Annotated in this window: 17 protein-coding genes; 7 read left to right on the forward strand and 10 right to left on the reverse strand. The window is 73.1% G+C overall.

The window, feature by feature from the left end; translation table 11 throughout:
* Positions 1-110: 110 nt before the first annotated feature.
* From sucB to cobU, 6 genes are all read right to left on the reverse strand, one after another.
* Positions 111-1898, reverse strand: coding sequence for a 2-oxoglutarate dehydrogenase, E2 component, dihydrolipoamide succinyltransferase (gene sucB, locus ACFV0O_RS18730; RefSeq protein WP_380342805.1), 1788 nt, complete (start codon positions 1896-1898; stop codon positions 111-113).
* Between the two features lie 81 nt (positions 1899-1979).
* Positions 1980-3368, reverse strand: a complete 1389-nt coding sequence (gene lpdA / locus ACFV0O_RS18735; protein WP_380342807.1) for a dihydrolipoyl dehydrogenase — start codon at positions 3366-3368, stop codon at positions 1980-1982.
* Positions 3369-3765: 397 nt separating this feature from the next.
* Positions 3766-5268 (reverse strand): leucyl aminopeptidase, encoded by a 1503-nt coding sequence (locus ACFV0O_RS18740; protein WP_380342810.1) that lies wholly within the window; start codon positions 5266-5268, stop codon positions 3766-3768.
* A gap of 257 nt (positions 5269-5525) precedes the next feature.
* Positions 5526-6317 (reverse strand): adenosylcobinamide-GDP ribazoletransferase, encoded by a 792-nt coding sequence (locus ACFV0O_RS18745; protein WP_380342812.1) that lies wholly within the window; start codon positions 6315-6317, stop codon positions 5526-5528.
* Between the two features lie 156 nt (positions 6318-6473).
* Entirely contained in the window at positions 6474-7598 is a 1125-nt protein-coding gene (locus ACFV0O_RS18750) for a nicotinate-nucleotide--dimethylbenzimidazole phosphoribosyltransferase (protein ID WP_380342815.1), read from the reverse strand.
* Between the two features lie 28 nt (positions 7599-7626).
* A complete protein-coding gene (gene cobU / locus ACFV0O_RS18755) occupies positions 7627-8199 on the reverse strand; it encodes a bifunctional adenosylcobinamide kinase/adenosylcobinamide-phosphate guanylyltransferase (RefSeq protein ID WP_380342817.1) in 573 nt (190 codons plus the stop codon).
* 97 nt (positions 8200-8296) lie between these two features.
* Here cobU and ACFV0O_RS18760 point away from each other — a divergent pair, with 97 nt between their 5' ends.
* Positions 8297-8497 carry a hypothetical protein gene (locus ACFV0O_RS18760; protein WP_360262116.1) on the forward strand — a complete coding sequence of 67 codons (201 nt, stop codon included), beginning with the start codon at positions 8297-8299 and terminating at the stop codon, positions 8495-8497.
* A 31-nt stretch (positions 8498-8528) separates the two neighbouring features.
* On the opposite strand, the gene ACFV0O_RS18765 is transcribed toward ACFV0O_RS18760, so the two are convergent.
* Both ACFV0O_RS18765 and ACFV0O_RS18770 read right to left on the reverse strand, forming a co-directional pair.
* Positions 8529-9269 (reverse strand): class I SAM-dependent methyltransferase, encoded by a 741-nt coding sequence (locus tag ACFV0O_RS18765; RefSeq protein WP_380342913.1) that lies wholly within the window; start codon positions 9267-9269, stop codon positions 8529-8531.
* A 158-nt stretch (positions 9270-9427) separates the two neighbouring features.
* Positions 9428-10027 carry a DUF3043 domain-containing protein gene (locus tag ACFV0O_RS18770; protein WP_380342820.1) on the reverse strand — a complete coding sequence of 200 codons (600 nt, stop codon included), beginning with the start codon at positions 10025-10027 and terminating at the stop codon, positions 9428-9430.
* Positions 10028-10327: 300 nt separating this feature from the next.
* Here ACFV0O_RS18770 and ACFV0O_RS18775 point away from each other — a divergent pair, with 300 nt between their 5' ends.
* Both ACFV0O_RS18775 and ACFV0O_RS18780 read left to right on the forward strand, forming a co-directional pair.
* Positions 10328-11131, forward strand: a complete 804-nt coding sequence (locus tag ACFV0O_RS18775; RefSeq protein WP_380342823.1) for a PspA/IM30 family protein — start codon at positions 10328-10330, stop codon at positions 11129-11131.
* A gap of 38 nt (positions 11132-11169) precedes the next feature.
* On the forward strand, positions 11170-11463 hold the full coding sequence (locus ACFV0O_RS18780; protein ID WP_360262119.1) for a hypothetical protein: 294 nt from the start codon (positions 11170-11172) through the stop codon (positions 11461-11463).
* Positions 11464-11545: 82 nt separating this feature from the next.
* On the opposite strand, the gene nadA is transcribed toward ACFV0O_RS18780, so the two are convergent.
* Entirely contained in the window at positions 11546-12730 is a 1185-nt protein-coding gene (gene nadA, locus ACFV0O_RS18785) for a quinolinate synthase NadA (protein ID WP_380342826.1), read from the reverse strand.
* A 190-nt stretch (positions 12731-12920) separates the two neighbouring features.
* Here nadA and ACFV0O_RS18790 point away from each other — a divergent pair, with 190 nt between their 5' ends.
* The 3 genes from ACFV0O_RS18790 to ACFV0O_RS18800 all read left to right on the forward strand — a co-directional run bounded on the left by ACFV0O_RS18790 (position 12921) and on the right by ACFV0O_RS18800 (position 16024).
* Entirely contained in the window at positions 12921-13844 is a 924-nt protein-coding gene (locus ACFV0O_RS18790) for an NADP-dependent oxidoreductase (protein WP_380342829.1), read from the forward strand.
* 151 nt (positions 13845-13995) lie between these two features.
* Positions 13996-14460, forward strand: a complete 465-nt coding sequence (locus ACFV0O_RS18795) for an Lrp/AsnC family transcriptional regulator (RefSeq protein ID WP_380342831.1) — start codon at positions 13996-13998, stop codon at positions 14458-14460.
* 196 nt (positions 14461-14656) lie between these two features.
* The gene (locus ACFV0O_RS18800; RefSeq protein ID WP_380342833.1) at positions 14657-16024 is read left to right on the forward strand and encodes a pyridoxal phosphate-dependent decarboxylase family protein; all 1368 of its coding nucleotides are present in this window, start codon (positions 14657-14659) and stop codon (positions 16022-16024) included.
* 59 nt (positions 16025-16083) lie between these two features.
* Here the strand turns inward: ACFV0O_RS18800 and ACFV0O_RS18805 are convergent, their stop codons facing one another.
* Complete coding sequence (locus ACFV0O_RS18805; protein ID WP_380342836.1) at positions 16084-16989, reverse strand: GNAT family N-acetyltransferase; 906 nt, start codon at positions 16987-16989, stop codon at positions 16084-16086.
* A gap of 201 nt (positions 16990-17190) precedes the next feature.
* On the opposite strand from ACFV0O_RS18805, the gene erpA reads away from it, so the two are divergent.
* On the forward strand, positions 17191-17544 hold the full coding sequence (erpA, locus tag ACFV0O_RS18810) for an iron-sulfur cluster insertion protein ErpA (RefSeq protein ID WP_189915188.1): 354 nt from the start codon (positions 17191-17193) through the stop codon (positions 17542-17544).
* The last annotated feature ends 43 nt before the right edge of the window (positions 17545-17587 follow it).

A 17587-nucleotide genomic window follows, 5' to 3' on the forward strand; every position in this document is an offset into this window, starting at 1 on the left:
GGCGCCGGGGGGGGGGGGAGGGCGGGGGGGCCCGGGCGGCGGCGGCCGGGATCGGGCGCTCCCGGCGCGGGCGGGGGCCCGGGCGTCCCCCCCCCAGGACCGTGGAGGGGTCAGAGGCCGAGCTCGACCTCGAACTCGCCGGCCTCCAGGATCTCCTTGACCGCGACCAGGTAGCGGGCGGCGTCGGCGCCGTCCACCAGGCGGTGGTCGTAGGAGAGCGACAGGTAGGTCATGTCGCGGATGCCGATGGCGGTGCCGCCGTCGGCCTCGATGACGACCGGGCGCTTGACGGTGGCGCCGATGCCCAGGATGGCGGCCTGGTTCGGCGGCACGATCACGGTGTCGAACAGCGCACCGCGCGAACCGGTGTTGCTGATGGTGAAGGTGGCGCCCGACAGCTCGTCCGGGGTGATCTTGCTGTCGCGGACCTTGCCGGCCAGCTCGGCGGTCTTCTTCGAGATGCCGGCGATGTTGAGGTCGCCCGCACCCTTGATGACCGGGGTCATCAGACCCTTCTCGGAGTCCACCGCGATACCGATGTTCTCGGTGTCGAAGTAGGTGATGGTGCCCTCGGCGTCGTTGATCCGGGCGTTGACGACCGCGTGGGCCTTCAGCGCCTGGGCGGCGGCCTTGACGAAGAACGGCATCGGGGACAGCTTCACGCCCTCACGGGCGAGGAAGGAGTCCTTGGCCTTGCCGCGCAGCGACATGATCTTGGTGATGTCCACCTCGACCACGCTGGTCAGCTGGGCCTGCTCGTGCAGGGCCTTCATCATGTTGTCGCCGATGACCTTGCGCATGCGGGTCATCTTGACCGTCTGGCCGCGCAGGGCGGACGGCGCGGCGGCGGCCTTCGGCGCGGCGGCCGGGGCGGCAGCGGCGACGGGGGCCGGAGCGGCCTTGGCGGCCTCCGCGGCGGCGATGACGTCCTGCTTGCGGATGCGGCCGCCGACGCCGGTACCGGCGACGGAGGACAGCGCGACACCGTGCTCGGCGGCGAGCTTGCGCACCAGCGGGGTGACGTAGGCGTCACCGTTGTCGGCAGCGGCGGCGACCGGAGCCGGAGCGGCGACCGGAGCCGGAGCGGCAACGGGGGCCGGAGCGGCAACCGGAGCCGGGGCAGCCACGGGGGCCGGAGCGGCAACCGGGGCCGGGGCGGCAACCGGAGCCGGGGCAGCCACGGGGGCCGGAGCGGCAACCGGGGCCGGAGCGGCAACGGGGGCCGGGGCCGCGACCGGGGCCGGAGCGGCGACCGGGGCCGGGGCGGCGGCGACGGCACCCGCGGCGCCGATCAGCGCGAGCTGGGCGCCGACCTCGGCGGTCTCGTCCTCGCCGACCAGGATCTTCACCAGGGTGCCGGCGACCGGGGACGGGATCTCGGTGTCGACCTTGTCGGTCGAGACCTCCAGCAGCGGCTCGTCGACCTCGACCGTCTCACCCTCGGCCTTCAGCCAGCGGGTGACGGTGCCCTCAGTGACGGACTCGCCCAGGGCGGGCAGCAGCACCGGGGTGGCGTCGCCGGCCGGGGCGGCCGGGGCGGCCGGGGCCGGGGCAGCGACGGGGGCCGGGGCGGCGACCGGAGCCGGAGCGGCGACCGGGGCCGGAGCGGCAACGGGCGCGGCCTCGGCGGCCGGGGCGGCGACGGGCGCGGGGGCGCCGGAGCCGTCGTCGATGATCGCCAGCTCGGCGCCGACCTCGACGGTCTCGTCCTCGCCGACCTTGATCGAGGAGAGGATGCCGGAAGCGGGGGCCGGGATCTCGGTGTCGACCTTGTCGGTCGAGACCTCCAGCAGCGGCTCGTCGACCTCGACACGCTCACCCTCGGCCTTCAGCCAACGGGTGACGGTGCCCTCGGAAACGCTCTCGCCCAGCGCGGGCAGTGTTACTGAGACCGCCATGGTTTCAGCGACTCCTATCAAGTCTTGCGTACGGGAAGTACTTGCGTACGGGAAGTACCGGAAAAGGGGGGTGGGGCGCGATCAGTCGTGCGCGTGCAGGGCCTTGCCGGCCAGCGCCAGGTGCGCCTCGCCCAGGGCCTCGGACTGGGTCGGGTGCGCGTGGATGAGCTGCGCGACCTCGGCCGGCAGGGCCTCCCAGTTGTAGATCAGCTGGGCTTCGCCGACCTGCTCGCCCATGCGGGCGCCGACCATGTGGACACCGACCACGGCGCCGTCCTTGACCTGGACGAGCTTGATCTCGCCGGCGGTCTTCAGGATCTTGCTCTTGCCGTTGCCGGCCAGGTTGTACTTGAGGGTGACGACCTTGTCCTTGCCGTACAGCTCGACGGCCTTGGCCTCGGAGATGCCGACGGAGGCGACCTCGGGGTTGGAGTAGGTCACGCGCGGGACGCCGTCGTAGTCGATCGGCACGGGCTTGAGGCCGGCCAGGCGCTCGGCGACCAGGATGCCCTCGGCGAAGCCGACGTGGGCCAGCTGCAGGGTCGGGGCGAGGTCACCGACCGCGGAGATGGTGGGCACGTTGGTGCGCATGTACTCGTCGACGAGGACGTAGCCGCGGTCCATCGCGACGCCGTTCTCCTCGTAGCCGAGGCCGGCCGAGACCGGGCCGCGGCCGATGGCGACGAGCAGCAGGTCGGCGTCGATCTGCTTGCCGTTCTCGGTGGAGATGCGGACACCGGTCTCGGTGTACTCCACGCCCGAGAAGCGGGCCTTCAGCTCGAACTTGATGCCGCGCTTGCGGAACGCGCGCTCCAGCAGCTTGGAGGAGTTCTCGTCCTCCAGCGGAACGAGGTGCGGCAGGGCCTCGACGATGGTGACCTCGACGCCGAAGGACTTCCAGACCGAGGCGAACTCGACGCCGATGACGCCGCCGCCGAGGATGACGGCCGACTTCGGGATGCGGTCGAGCTTGAGGGCGTGGTCCGAGGAGATGACGCGGTTGCCGTCGATCTCCAGGCCCGGGATCGAGCGCGGCACGGAACCGGTGGCCAGGACGATGTGGCGGCCTTCGATGCGCTGGCCGTTGACGTCCACCGAGGTCTGCGAGGAGAGCTTGCCCTCGCCCTGGATGAAGGTGACCTTGCGGGACGCCACCAGGCCCTGCAGGCCCTTGTACAGGCCGGCGATGACGTCGTCCTTGTACTTGTGGACGCCGTTGATGTCGATGCCCTGGAAGGTGGCCAGCACGCCGAACTCGGCGGCCTCCTTCGTCTCGTCCGCGATCTCGGCGGCGTGCAGCAGCGCCTTGGTCGGGATGCAGCCGCGGTGCAGGCAGGTGCCGCCCAGCTCACCCTTCTCGACCAGGGCGACGCTCAGGCCCAGCTGAGCGGCGCGGAGCGCCGCGGCGTAACCGCCGCTTCCGCCTCCGAGAATGACTACGTCGAAAACGGTGCTGGCGTCGTTCGCCACGTCACGTCCTCCATGCAATGGGGTGGGTCGCCGGGCCGGTACGGTCCGGTGGGTCGGAAGCCTTTGTGAGGCGCCCAGTCGTGCCGGAAATACATCTTCGCACTTGTTCGCGGTAGCTGATGTCCGGGTCCACCCCCGAGGTGTCCCACGGAGTGGTCACCGGGGCGGGAATACCCCCCACGGATGGGCATCATCGCAGCTCAGCGCAGTATTGACAGCCGCCGGACGGGGGTCTTCCGCGCCATCCGCGGCGGTCTCTTCCGCACTGTGGAACAAAGTTTCGCCCGCAGCGAACAAGGGTGCGACCCGGCCGCCCGTCCTACTCGTAGGTAACCGGACCGGGACGCGAACGGGGCCCGGCGCGCACGCGCCGGGCCCCGTCTCGGCGGGTGCCTGATCAGGCCTTGCCGTTCGCCGTCCGCTCGGCGAAGCGGACCAGGGTGCGCACCGCGCTCGCGGTGCCGCCCTTCGGGGTGTAGCCGAACGGGGCGCCCTCGTGGAACGCCGGGCCGGCGATGTCCAGGTGCGCCCAGTCGATGCCCTCGGCCACGAACTCCTTGAGGAACAGACCGGCCACCAGGCCGCCGCCCATCCGCTCGCCCATGTTGGCCAGGTCGGCGATGGTCGACTCGGTCATGCCCTTGCGCAGGTCGGCGGGCAGCGGCATCGGCCAGGACTGCTCGCCCACCTCGCCCGCGAGGGCGTGCAGGTCGTCGCGCAGCTCGTCGTTGTTGGCCATCACGCCGAAGGTGCGGTTGCCCAGGGCCAGCACCATGGCGCCGGTCAGGGTGGCCACGTCGACGATGACGTCCGGGTTCTCCTCGCCGGCCCGCACGATGGCGTCGGCCAGCACCAGACGGCCCTCGGCGTCGGTGTTCAGGACCTCGACGGTCTTGCCGCCGTACATCCGCAGCACGTCGCCCGGGCGGGTGGCGGAGCCGGACGGCATGTTCTCGGCCAGCGCCAGCCAGGCGGTCACGTTGACGGCCAGGCCCAGGCGCTTGGCGGCCACCACGGCGGCGAACACGGCGGCGGCGCCGGCCATGTCGCACTTCATGGTCTCGTTGTGGCCGGCCGGCTTCAGCGAGATGCCGCCCGAGTCGTAGGTGATGCCCTTGCCGACGAACGCCAGGGTGGCCTTGGCCTTCGGGTGGGTGTAGGCCACCTTCACCAGGCGCGGCGGGTTGGTCGAGCCGACGCCGACGCCCAGCAGGCCGCCGAAGCCGCCCTTGGTCAGCGCCTTCTCGTCCAGCACCTCGACCTTGAGGCCGTGCTCCTTGCCGGCCGCCTGGGCGATCGCGGCGAAGCTCTTCGGGTTCAGGTCGTTCGGGGCGGTGTTGACCAGGTCGCGGGCGCGGTTCATCTCCTCGCCGAGCGCGGCGGCCCGCTCCACGGCGGCCTTGGCGTCCTTGCTGCCCTTGCGGGCGGCCAGCAGGACCAGCTCGCCGACCGGCTCCTTGCCGTTGCCGTTGCCCTTGTACGTGCCGAAGGCGTACGAGCCGAGCAGGCCGCCCAGCGCGACCGCCTCGATCTCCGCGGCGGACTCGGCCGGCAGGGCCAGCGCAGCCTTCTTGGCACCGGCCAGGGCGCGGGCGGCGACACCGGCGGCGCGGCGCAGCGCCTCCAGCCCGTAGCCCTCCTCGCCGGCCTCGCCGAGGCCGACCGCGAGCACGAGCGCGGCCTTCAGGCCGGCGGGGGAGTGGACCTTCACGGCCTCGCCCTCGGCGCCGGTCGCGCCCAGGGTGCTGAGGACCTCGGCCAGCTTGCCCTCGAACGCCTCGTTCACGGCCTCGGCGCCGGGGGCCAGCACGATGCCCTTCGGGCCCTTGGCGACACCGACCACCAGGGCGTCCGCGCGCAGCGAGGCGGCGGAGGAGGTGCTCACAGACAATGCAGTCACGTAATGCGTCCTGTTCTTTCGCGGTCCACGGCCGGTCGCGGCGCGGCTGCCGCACCGGCGCAGCCCGCCGTCGCAGGCCGTCCGCCGGCGGGCCTCCGGGTCCGGGCCCCCTGGTTGCGCGCGCCCGCCGGAGCGGCCGCGCACACCGGAGGCCCCGGCTCCTCGGAACGCGCCGGGCGGGCAGGACCTGCCACGGTGCAGGGCTGCGGTGCTCCACGCATGGTAGTCCGCATGCTGGGATCACGCGCCGCCCGGTGTCAGCCGAGCAACGCCAGGGCGAACAGCGCTCCCGTCGCGGCGGTCTCGGCCATCGCCCCGAGCACGTCCCCGGTGATTCCGCCGAAGCGCCGCACGCACCTCCCGAGCAGCAGTCGGGCGCAGCCGACCCCGAACACAAGGGCCAGCGGGAGACGGAGAGCTGACCATCCGTCGAACAGTCCGAGTGCGGCCAGGACGACTGCCGATCCGGCCGTCCCGGCGACCGCCCCGGCGGGTGTCACCGTGCTCGCGACCACCGCGCCCAGCCCGCCCGGCCGGGCGGCGGGCACCGACCGCAGACAGCCCCAGGCGAGCGCGCAGCGGGCGGCCGTCGCCGAGGCGAGCACCGCGAGCGCGCCGCGCAGCGGCGAGTGCCCGAACTGACCGGCCAGTGCGGCGGTCTGGGCCAGCAGTACGAGGACCAGGGTCAGCACGCCGAACGGGCCGATGTCGGACTGCTTCATGATGCGCAGCGCGTCCTCGGCCGGCTTCCCGCTGCCGAGCCCGTCGGCGACGTCCGCCAAGCCGTCCAGGTGCAGGCCCCGGGTCAGCCCGGCGAGCACGCCCACCGAGGCCACCGCCCCGAGCGGCCCGCCGGCCCGCCAGGCCACCAGCGCCCCCGCCCCGGCGGCCAGTACGCCCAGCACCAGTCCCACCAGCGGGGCCGTCGCCATCGCCCGGGCCCCCGCCGCCCGGTCCCAGCGCTCCACCCGCACCCGCAGCACGGACAGGGTCCCGAACCCGAACCGCAGCCCGTCCTCCCACGTGGCCCGAGCAGTGCGGTCCGTCATCAACGCGTTCCTCTCACCGCGGGAACGCCCCTGTGCGGGGCGTTCTCCGGACTGCCGGGCGTCCGCCCGGGGGCGCGGGAAACCGCGCGGGACCGAGGCGACGGCCCGGTCCCGGTCTCCGGCCCTGGGTCCCCGGCGCCCGGTCGGCCCTGCCGCCTACAGCTTCCGCAGCAGGTCCGCCGCCGAGGGCAGCCTCGGCTGCTCCTTCGGCGCGGCGGGCGCCGCCGGTACGAACGGCTTCGGGGTCTCGTCCGAGAGCGCGTCCCCCGCCGCCTGCAGCAGCGGCAGCGCGAGCAGCGCGCCGACGCCCTCGCCCATGGTGATCCCCTGGTCCTGCAGCGGCGTCAGGGTCAGTCGGTCGTACGCCTTCGCCTGGGCCGGCTCGCCGCTGGACTGCCCGGCCCGCCACCACTCGGGTGCGCGGAAGGCGATCCGCTGCGCGACCAGCGCGCAGGCCGCCGCGACCACACCGTCCAGCACCACCGGCAGCCGCCGGACGGCCGCCTGCAGCAGGAAGCCGGTGATCGCCGCGAAGTCGGCCCCGCCGGTGACGCCGAGGAGCGCCAGCTGGTCGCCGAGCACCGGCCGGGCCCGCCGCAGCGAGTCCCGGATGGTGGCGCACTTGACCATCCAGACCCGGTCGTCGATGCCCGAGCCGCGCCCGGTGACCGCCGCCGCGTCCGTTCCGCACAGCGCGCCGACCAGGACGCCGGCCACCGTGGTGGAGCCGACCCCGAGGTCGCCGAGCAGTACCAGGTCGGTGCCGGCGTCGGCCTCCTCGTCGGCGACGGCCATGCCGGCCCGGAAGGCCCGGGCGGTCTCCTCCGGGGAGAGCGCGTCCTCGACGTCGATCCGCCCGGAGCCGCGCCGGATCCGGTGGGCGACCACCTCGTCCGGGAAGTCGGCCGGGTCGACGTCCACCGCGACGTCGACGACCCGCACGTCGGCGCCGTAGCGCGCGGCCAGCTTGGCCACCGGCGCGGTGCCGTCCAGCACGGCCCGCACCCGGGCCGCGGTGCCGCCGACGGCGGGCATCCGGGAGACGCCGAGTGCCGCCACGCCGTGGTCGGCGGCGAACAGCAGCACCTTGGGCGCAGACACCGGGCGCACCGGGGAGCGACCCTGCACGGAGGCCAGCCAGCTGCCCAGTTCCTCCAGCCTGCCGAGCCCGCCGCGCGGTCGGTCGGCGGCCTGCCAGCGTTCGTCGGCGGCCCGCCGGGCGCTCTCGTCGGGGCGCTCGACGAGCGAGGAGAACGTATCGAGATCCACGGTCGTGTCCATCGTCCGGAAGGCTACACGCCGAAGATGTTCAGCCCGCGGCTGGCTTGACGGTCAGCACCTGCCCCGCCACGACCAGCAGGACCCGCTCCGAGGCGTCCGCCACGGCCATGTTGAGCCGGCCCAGGGTGTCGCGGAAACGCCGCCCGGCGGCGGTGGCGGGGACGACACCCATGCCGACCTCGTTGCTCACGGCGACGACCGTCCGCCCGGTGGCCGCCCAGGCCGCCGCCAGTGCCTCGCAGCGCCGCTGCACCGCGGCCTCGCCCCGGTCCTCCCAGACCCCGTCGTCCCAGGCGTCGCACTCGTCCATCACGGCGGTGAGCCAGAGCGCCAGGCAGTCGACCAGCACCGGCGCCGGATCGGCGGTGTCGGCCAGCACGGCCTCCAGGTCACAGGTCTCGGCGGTGCGCCAGCTCGCCGGCCGGCGCTCGCGGTGCAGCGCGACCCGCCGGGCCCACTCGTCGTCCCCGTCCCGGGTGCCGCCGGTGGCCACGTACAGGACGTCCGGGCGGTCGGCGAGGAGCTGCTCGGCCCGGGTCGACTTGCCGGAGCGGGCGCCGCCGAGCAGCAGCGTGCGGGGGAGCGGGGGGAGGGTCGCCATGCCGCCCATCCTGCCGGACGAGGCATACGGAAGATCCGGCCGGGCAGGCTAAGGTGCGCAGCAACACAGGCAGTGTCGTCAGTGGGAGGAGCCGGGCATGGCGTGGACGTGGCGGTACGAGAAGGCGGACGGCAGCGCGGTGACGCCCGGCGGCAGCCAGGAGGAGTTCGCCGGCCAGGGGGACGCCGAGACCTGGATCGGCGAGTCCTGGAAGCAGCTCGCGGAGGACGGCGTCGACACCGCGGTGCTCCTGGAGGACGACCGGGTCGTCTACGCGATGAGCCTGCACGAGGAGTAGGCCCTCGGCCGGGGCGGGCGCGGCAGGCGCCCTACTTCGCCCCGATCACGTGCAGCAACGCGGCGACCTGCCGGTACGGGTCGGTGCGGCCGGCCCGGTCCTCGGCCTCCAGCAGCTGGGCCAGCTGCCGTCCGTCGACCGGCGGGGCCGCGTCGTCGGGGGCGTTGTCGGTGAAGACCCGCACGCCGTACCAGTGCCGGAGCGGCACCGACACCTCGGAGAGGGTGACGGAGAGGTCGGCGAGCCGGTCGGCGCGGGCGGCCAGCCCGAGCCGGTTGTAGTACCGGTCGCTCTCGAAGGCGTGCAGCGCGGCCCGCCAGTCGCCGGCGGCGGCGGGCCGCAGCGCGAGCGCGTCGCGGTTGCGGACCAGCAGCGAGAGCAGTCCGCCGGGTGCCAGCAGCCGGGCCAGCGAGGCGATCATCGGGTCCGGGTCGGGCAGGTACATCAGGACGCCGTGGCAGAGCACCACGTCGAAGCTGCGCGGGCCGAACCAGCGCCCGCACTGGTGGCCGTCCCCGCTGAGCAGCTGCAGCCGGCCGCGGACCTCCGCCGGCTCCTCGGCGAGCGCCCCCTGGGCGACGCCGAGCGCGACCGGGTCGGAGTCGATCCCGGTGACGTGGTGGCCGGCCCGGGCCAGCCGCAGGGCCTGGGTGCCCTGGCCGCAGCCGATGTCCAGGACCCGCTGCGCGCTGCGGCCGGTCAGCTGTTCGGCGAGCTGGCGCGAGACGAGTTCCTGGCGGACGAAGTTGCGCAGTCCGCCGAGCCGGTCCAGCCAGGCGGCGGTGCCGCCGGCGAAGGACCCGCTGCGCGAGGGCAGCAGGCGCTCCTGGGCCAGCCGGTCGTGGCCGCCGTGGCCCTGCCCCGGCAGCGCGTACAGGCCGGGCCCCTCCCAGGAAGGCGGGGCCCAGCCGGAGTCGACCGGTTCGGCGGTCAGGGCTTCTCCCCGCGCCGCACCTGCGGCTTGGGCAGGCGCAGCCGGCGCATCTGCAGGGTGCGCATGATGCCGTAGGCGACCGTGCCGCGGGTGTTCTCGGTCGGGAACCGCTCGGCGAGCTGCTTGCGCAGGCCGAGGCCGAGGCGGGCGAAGTCCAGGATCACGAAGACGAAGAACAGCAGGAACAGCAGCGTGGAGAGCACCTGGATCTGCTGGACCTTGATGATGCTCAGCACCAGGATGACCACGGCGGCCGGGAGGAAGAACTCGGCGAGCGACCAGCGGGCGTCCACGTAGTCACGGGCGAACTTGCGCACCGGGCCCTTGTCGCGGGCCGGCAGGTGCCGCTCGTCGCCGTTCATCAGCGCCTGGCGCTGCTTCTCGCGCTCGCCCCGCATCCGGTCGCGGGCCTGGCGGCTGGCCTCCTTGCGGTCCTTGGGCACCGTCACCCGGGTGCGCCGGTGGGCCTCGGCCTCGTTGCGCTTGGGGGTGGGGCGGCCCTTCTTGGCCTCCGGGTGGCGGGCCTGGGGCGTCTCGTCCTGCTTCTCCAGCACGGTGGCGGAGGCGGCGGCATCATCTGAACGGCGTCGGAACACACCCCCAGCGTACGGGGTGCGGAGCCGCTTCCACGGGTGCCCTCGGAACCGAACGCATATCGATACCGCGGGGTGGTCGCCCGAACCGGGTTTCCCGGGGGCTTCCCGTAGGGGATCAGTCGGATGGACGATGGGGGGGATGAGGGGCGGATCCACCCGGGGGAGGAGGAAACACCCCTGGTCGCTGTAGCAGTCTTGTTGCAGGCAGGTGCACTGCGGCGATGGGCTCGCTGCACATACACTCGTCGTGTCTGGTAACGAGATAAGACCGCAGCCCGGAGAAGGGGGCACCCGAGGCCCATGAGCGACGGAATCATGAAGCGTATGGGGCTGATCTTCCGCTCCAAGGCGAACAAAGCCTTGGATCGGGCGGAGGATCCCCGTGAGACGCTCGACTACTCCTACCAGAAGCAGCTCGAACTGCTGCAGAAGGTACGGCGTGGTGTCGCGGACGTCGCGACCTCGCGAAAGCGCCTCGAACTCCAGCTGACCCAGCTCCAGCAGCAGTCGGCCAAGTACGAGGACCAGGGCCGCAAGGCGCTGTCCCTCGGCCGTGAGGACCTCGCCCGCGAGGCGCTGACCCGCAAGGCCAACATGCAGTCCCAGATCACCGATCTGGAGACGCAGTACCAGCAGCTGCAGGCCGAGGAGGAGAAGCTCACCCTCGCCTCCCAGCGGCTTCAGGCCAAGGTGGACGCCTTCCGCACCAAGAAGGAGACCATCAAGGCGACGTACACCGCCGCGCAGGCGCAGACCCGCATCGCCGAGTCCTTCTCCGGGATCTCGGAGGAGATGGGTGACGTCGGCCTGGCCATCCAGCGCGCCGAGGACAAGACCGCCCAGATGCAGGCCCGGGCCGGTGCGATCGACGAGCTGCTCGCCTCGGGCGCGCTCGACGACGCCAGCGGTCTCGGCCGCAAGGACGACATCGAGGCCGAGCTGGAGCGCGTCGCCGGCGGGTCCGACGTCGAGCTGGAGCTGGCCCGGATGAAGGCCGAGCTGTCCGGCGGTCCCGCCTCGGGTCCGGCCGCGATCGAGCAGGGCAAGCCCGAGGCCCAGCCACAGCAGCAGCAGGACACCCCGCGCATCAACTACAACAAGTGATCTGAGCTCGACCCCCACGAACCAGGGAGACGCACGGCATGATCATGAGGGTCATGGGTGAAGGGCAGTTCGAGGTGGGCGAGGACCACCTGAACCTGCTCAACGAGCTCGACTCCGAGCTCGTCACCGCAGTGGATTCGGGGGACGAGGAGCTCTTCCGCCGGGCCTACGGCAAGCTGCTGGAGGCGGTGAAGCAGTACGGCACCCCGGTGCCGCTGGACTCGCTGGAGCCGTCCGAGCTGATCCTGCCGAGTGCGGACGCGACGATCGACGAGGTCCGCGACCTCCTGATGGCCGACGGCGAAGGCGTGATCCCGGGCTTCCCCGAGTAACGCTGCGGCTGCTGCCAGACGAAAGGGCGGGTCCCCTCCACCAGGAGGGGACCCGCCCTTTCGCGTGTCGCTCGTGCCGGCTCTACGGCAGGGCCAGCATCCGGTCCAGCGCCGCCTTGGCGTGCTTCTCGGTCTCCGGGTCGACGCTGATCACGTTCGGCACCCGCCCCTCGACCAGCGACTCCAGCGCCCAGACCAGGTGCGGCAGGTCGATCCGGTTCATGGTCGAGCAGAAGCAGACCGTGCGGTCCAGGAAGACGATCTCCTTGTCCGGGTGCGCCTTGGCCAGGCGGCGGACCAGGTTCAGCTCGGTGCCGATGGCCCACTTGGAGCCGGGCTCGGCGGCGTCCAGCGCCTTGATGATGTACTCGGTCGAGCCCACCATGTCGGCGGCCGCGACGACCTCGTGCTTGCACTCGGGGTGCACCAGCACGGTCACGCCGGGGATCCGCTCGCGGACGTCGTTAACCGACTCCACGCTGAACCGGCCGTGCACCGAGCAGTGGCCGCGCCACAGGATCATCTTCGCGTCGCGCAGCTGCTCGACGGTCAGGCCGCCGTTCGGCTTGTGCGGGTTGTACAGGACGCAGTCGTCCAGCGAGAAGCCCATCTCGCGCACCGCGGTGTTGCGGCCGAGGTGCTGGTCGGGCAGGAAGAGCACCTTCTCGCCCTGCTCGTACGCCCACTCCAGCGCGCGCTTGGCGTTGGAGGAGGTGCAGATGGTGCCGCCGTGCCAGCCGGTGAAGGCCTTGATGTCGGCGGAGGAGTTCATGTACGAGACCGGGACGGTCACGTCGGCTATGCCGGCGTCGGTCAGCACGTCCCAGCACTCGGCGACCTGCTCGGCGGTGGCCATGTCGGCCATCGAGCAGCCGGCCGCGAGGTCCGGCAGGACGACCTGCTGGGCCTCGGTGGTGAGGATGTCCGCGGACTCGGCCATGAAGTGCACGCCGCAGAAGACGATGTACTCGGCCTCGGGGCGGGCCGCCGCGTCGCGGGCGAGCTTGAAGGAGTCGCCGGTGACGTCGGCGAACTCGATCACCTCGTCGCGCTGGTAGTGGTGTCCGAGGATGAACACGCGGTCGCCGAGAGCGGCCTTGGCCGCCCGGGCGCGCTCGACGAGGTTCGGGTCGGAGGCCGGGGGGAGGTCACCGGGGCACTCGACGCCGCGCTCGCTGTTCGGGTCGGCCTCGCGGCCGAGCAGCAGCAGAGCGAGCGGCGTCGGAGTGGGGTCGACGCCGGAGGTCTCGGTGATGGTGGTGGTCACGGGCGGGTGCCCTTCTGTGCGGCCGATCGAGCGGTGAAGCCTTTTCGTCTAACTGACGCTATCTATGATAACCGGTTGGCGTCGGCGTGACGATGGCCATCCTGTCGATGTGACGAGAACCGCTCGCCGGATCGGATGCTTCCTGGCGTGGCCGAATCGATACTTCCAAGCCCCCGGGTATGGCTGAGCCATGAAAGCAATCGCGATCAATCGCTACGGCGGCCCCGAGGTGGTCGAGTACACCGACCTGCCCGACCCCAAGGTCGGGCCGGACTCGGTCCTGGTGGAGGTCCGGGCGGCCGGGGTGAACCCGGTGGACTGGAAGGTCCGGGACGGCGCCCTGGACGGCCTGCTGGACGCGCACTTCCCGCTGGTCATGGGCTGGGACGCGGCCGGCGTGGTCCGCGCGGTCGGCGGCGGGGTCACCGAGTTCGCCCCGGGCGACGAGGTCTACGGATACGTCCGCAAGGACGCCGTCGAGCACGGCACCTACGCCGAGCTGCTCTCCGCCCCGGTCCGCACCCTCGCCCGCAAACCGGCCGCGCTGGACTGGGCGCAGGCCGGCGGCCTGCCGCTGGCCGGGCTCACCGCGCTGCAGGGCCTCAGGGCGCTGCGGCTCACCGAGGGCGAGACCGTCCTGGTGCACGCCGCGGCCGGCGGGGTCGGCCACCTGGCGGTGCAGCTGGCCCGGGCCCGCGGCGCCCGGGTGATCGGCACCGCGGCCGAGCACAACCACGACTACCTGCGCCGTCTCGGCGCGGAGCCGGTCCGCTACGGCGACGGCCTGGCCGACCGGGTCCGCGCGCTCGCCCCGGACGGGGTGGACGCGGCCCTGGACCTGGTCGGCCGCGGCGCGGTCCGGGTCTCGGCGGGCCTGGTGGCCGACCCGGGCCGGATCGCCTCGGTCGCGGACTTCGGGGTCAAGGCCCTCGGCGGCCGGTACGTCTGGGTCCGACCGGACGCCGACGGCCTGGCCGAGCTGGCCGCGCTCGCCGACGACGGCCGGCTGACCGTGACCGTCGCCTCCACCTTCCCGCTGGCCCAGGCCGCCTCCGCCCAGGCGCTCAGTGCGGAGGGCCGCACCCGGGGCAAGATCGTCCTCCTGGTGGAGTGACGGCCTCCTGCCCGTCGTCCGTCGGCGGTGAACTCGTCCAGGTCATCCGCCAGAATGGGTGGCGAACCGTTTCGGCAGACCGCTCCGGAAGAGACCGCCGCCGCCGCGACGCGCAGCCGAACCCCCGCACGACCCGTGGAGCCCCGCACCGATGACCAGCAGCCGAGCGAACGAGGTGGTCGGGGCCGACCTGGACGAGACCGACCGGCTCCTGCTCGCCCGGCTCGGCAGCGACGGCCGCGCCTCGTACGCCGAGATCGGCGTGCAGGTGAACCTCTCCGCCACCGCCGTGCGCCGCCGGATCGACCGGCTCCGGGCGCGCGGCGTGGTGCGGGGCTTCACCGTGGTGCTCGACCCCGCCGTCCTCGGCTGGCAGACCGAGGCGTTCGTCGAGGTCTACTGCCGCGAGCGCACCGCCCCCGAGGAGATCCTCGCCAGCCTGCGCCAGTTCCCCGAGGTCATCGCGGCCTGGACGGTCACCGGCGACCCGGACGCCCTGGTCCACCTGCGAGCGGCCGACATGCGCCACCTGGAGGCCGTCATCGAGCGGATCCGGCGCGAGCCCGGGGTCCAGCGCAGCCGCTCCTCGGTCGTCCTCTCCCAGCTGATCGGCTGACGCCCCGGGGGATACGCAGGAATCCTGCGCGGACCGCCCCGAAGACGCTCGAAACCTGCCTGACCAGCCGCGTTCCGACGCGCGGCGAGGCACTCCGGCTGCCTACGCTGATCACGTCCGGTCGTCGCGGTGAAGACCCCCGCCGACCGGGCCGGATCCTCACCCCCCGACACCCCACAGCCGAGAGGGACCCGCCGTGTCCGCAGCCCCCGACCGCATGCACCGGCCCGACAACGAACTGGTCGACCTGGTTTTCGACTACATGCGGGAGCGGCTGCAGTACGACCCCGTCCCGCTCGACCACCCCGGTGACGGCGAGCACCTGCGCGCCCAGCTGGCCGGCCTGTTGAACCAGGACGGCAACAACCCGGCCGACGTGCTCAAGCTCTACGACCACGAGCTGTCCCGCGCGGTCATCTCCGCCGACAGCCCGCGCTACCTGTCCTTCATCCCGTGCGCTCCGACCAAGGCCGCGCTGCTGTTCGACATGGTGGTCTCCTGCGCCTCGCTGCAGGGCATCTCCTGGCTGGAGGCGGCCGGCGCGATCGCCGCCGAGAACCAGGTCCTGCGCCTGATCGCCGACCGCGCGGGCATGCCCGGGACGGCCGGCGGCACCTTCGTCTCCGGCGGTTCGGCGGGCAACCTCTCCGCCCTCGTCGTCGCCCGCGACACCGCCCGCCGTCGCCTCGGCGTCGGCCCGGAGGCGCGGCTGCGGATAGCCGTCGCCGACCAGGTGCACTCCTCGGTCAAGAACACCTTCAACATCATCGGCGTCGAGGCCTTCAAGGTCCCGACCGTGAACCGGCGGTTCACCGGTGAGGCGCTGCGCGCCGCGCTGGCCGCCGACCCGAACCCGGAGACGGTGATCGCGGTCGTCGGCACCGGCGGCACCACCAACGAGGGCATCGTCGACGACCTCGCGGGCCTGGCCGAGGTCGCCCGCGAGCGCGACCTGTGGTTCCACGTGGACGGCGCCTACGGCGGCGCGGGCCTCTTCGCCCCCTCGGTGCGCGAGCGCTACAACGGCATCGAGCACGCCGACTCCTTCGTGGTCGACCCGCACAAGTGGCTGTTCGCCCCCTTCGACTGCGCGGCGCTGATCTACCGCAACCCGCAGCTCGCCCGCGCCGTGCACACCCAGGACGCCTCGTACCTGGACGTCCTGCACACCGAGGGCGACGAGTGGAACCCCACCGACTACGCCTACCACCTGACCCGGCGCGCCCGCGGCCTGCCGCTCTGGTTCTCGCTGGCCGTGCACGGCGTCCAGGCCTACACCGACGCCATCGAGGCCGGCCTCACGCTCGCCCGGGACACCGCGCAGCTGATCCGCGAGAGCGACCACCTGGAGCTGCTGTTCGACCCGCAGCTCTCGGCGGTCTGCTTCAAGCGCACGGGCTGGACCAACGACGACTACTACCGCTGGTCGCAGCAGCTGCTCGCGGACCAGATCGGCTTCGTCACCCCCACCGGCTGGGACGGCGAGACGGTCGCCCGCTTCGCCTTCCTGCACCCGGGCACCACCATGGAGATGGTCCGGGAGATCCTGGACACCATGGCCTGATCAGGGCTCCACGCGTACGGCCCCACCGGCCCCCGGTGGGGCCGTACGCGTCGGCGGGCCTACAGGAACGCCCCGCTCGGCAGGTACGGCGCCGGCGGACGCATCCCGCGCACCCCGACGAAGCCGCCCGCCACCGGCGTCAGGCCGACCTCCAGCCCGACGTCCAGCGCCCACTCCTGCTCGGCGGTCAGGAAGTCCACCCGCGCCCCGACGCCGTCCGGCACCCGGGCCAGCGCCTCGCGCAGCAGCCGGGCGGCGATCCGCTTGCTGGTGGCCGCCAGCAGCCGCACCGTGCCGCCGTCCCGGTAGCAGTAGCCGCTGCCGGCCAGCGCGTCGGCGACCAGCAGCTCCTCGAAGTGGCCCAGCATCAGCTCGTGGTCGGGCCCGTGCGCCGACCCGCGCAGCCGCCGGTCCACCGAGTCCAGCAGGTGCAGGTGGGTGGCGTTGCCGCGGTGCACCGGGATGTCCCCGGGGTCGATCAGCCCGCTCCGGTCCACCCGCCCGGACAGCCGCATCGCCGGGTGCAGGGTGAACCCGGCCAACCGGTAGCGGCGCGCCGCCGCGGCGGAGTCCGACGCGCAGACCATCCCGCGCAGACAGCCCCGCGCGTGCGTCGCCGCCCGCTCCAGCAGCAGCCGCCCGACGCCCTTGCCCTGCGCGGACGGCCGCACCGCGTACAGGGACGGCGTCCACAGGCCCTCCCGGCGCATCGAGAGCACCACGCCGACCGGCTCCCCGTCGACCGAGGCCAGCCAGCAGCCCCCGGGATCGGTGCGCGCCAGGTGCCTGGTCCTGGCCAGCTGCAGCGGGGTCGGCCCCGGCGCCGGCCCGGCCCCCGCGGGGTCGGCGAACGCGGCGGCGGACAGCTCCTGGACCGCCTCCGCGTCCGCGGCGGTGTCCCTGACCGGGCGAAGGATCATGCCCACCATCCTCGCGTCCGACCGGCCGCGGCGGGGCCGGTTCACCCGGATCCACGGCTCGGGCGGTGACCGGTCCTCCGGGGTTGTGCGAGCATGGGGAGCGTAGGGGACACGGGTGGTACGCCCGGCCCACGGAAATCCACCGCACGACAGGCCGCAGAAATCCACCGCCGCCCGGGAAATGAATCCGGACAGCCGGTGGTTGGCACTGGCGGTAGACCGTCGTCAAAGACCGGGAGAAAGCAGATGACCGTCCAGGACGAGACCACCGTCGAGAGTGGCATCCTCCTTACCGATGCCGCCGCGGCCAAGGTCAAGGCCCTGCTGGAGCAGGAAGGCCGCGAGGACCTCGCGCTGCGCGTCGCCGTCCAGCCCGGCGGCTGCTCCGGCCTGCGTTACCAGCTGTTCTTCGACGAGCGCTCGCTCGACGGCGACGTGCTCAAGGACTTCGACGGTGTGAAGGTCGTCACCGACCGGATGAGCGCCCCGTACCTGGGCGGCGCCACCGTCGACTTCGTCGACACCATCGAGAAGCAGGGCTTCACGATCGACAACCCGAACGCCACCGGCTCCTGCGCCTGCGGCGACTCGTTCAGCTAAGCGCACCGCGAGAAGGGGGGGGGGGGGGGGGGGCGCGGGGGGC

The sequence above is a fragment of the Kitasatospora sp. NPDC059577 genome, assembly GCF_042735475.1.
Taxonomy (GTDB): Bacteria; Actinomycetota; Actinomycetes; order Streptomycetales; family Streptomycetaceae; genus Kitasatospora.

Excerpts from the sequence above, each read along its gene's own strand:
- sucB (WP_380342805.1), bottom strand. The coding sequence starts at position 1,898 with ATGGCGGTCTCAGTAACACTGCCCGCGCTGGGCGAGAGCGTTTCCGAG.
- erpA (WP_189915188.1), top strand. The coding sequence starts at position 17,191 with ATGACCGTCCAGGACGAGACCACCGTCGAGAGTGGCATCCTCCTTACC.
- ACFV0O_RS18750 (WP_380342815.1), bottom strand. The coding sequence starts at position 7,598 with ATGGACACGACCGTGGATCTCGATACGTTCTCCTCGCTCGTCGAGCGC.
- ACFV0O_RS18745 (WP_380342812.1), bottom strand. The coding sequence starts at position 6,317 with ATGACGGACCGCACTGCTCGGGCCACGTGGGAGGACGGGCTGCGGTTC.
- cobU (WP_380342817.1), bottom strand. The coding sequence starts at position 8,199 with ATGGCGACCCTCCCCCCGCTCCCCCGCACGCTGCTGCTCGGCGGCGCC.
- ACFV0O_RS18775 (WP_380342823.1), top strand. The coding sequence starts at position 10,328 with ATGAGCGACGGAATCATGAAGCGTATGGGGCTGATCTTCCGCTCCAAG.
- ACFV0O_RS18760 (WP_360262116.1), top strand. The coding sequence starts at position 8,297 with ATGGCGTGGACGTGGCGGTACGAGAAGGCGGACGGCAGCGCGGTGACG.
- ACFV0O_RS18790 (WP_380342829.1), top strand. The coding sequence starts at position 12,921 with ATGAAAGCAATCGCGATCAATCGCTACGGCGGCCCCGAGGTGGTCGAG.
- ACFV0O_RS18795 (WP_380342831.1), top strand. The coding sequence starts at position 13,996 with ATGACCAGCAGCCGAGCGAACGAGGTGGTCGGGGCCGACCTGGACGAG.
- ACFV0O_RS18780 (WP_360262119.1), top strand. The coding sequence starts at position 11,170 with ATGATCATGAGGGTCATGGGTGAAGGGCAGTTCGAGGTGGGCGAGGAC.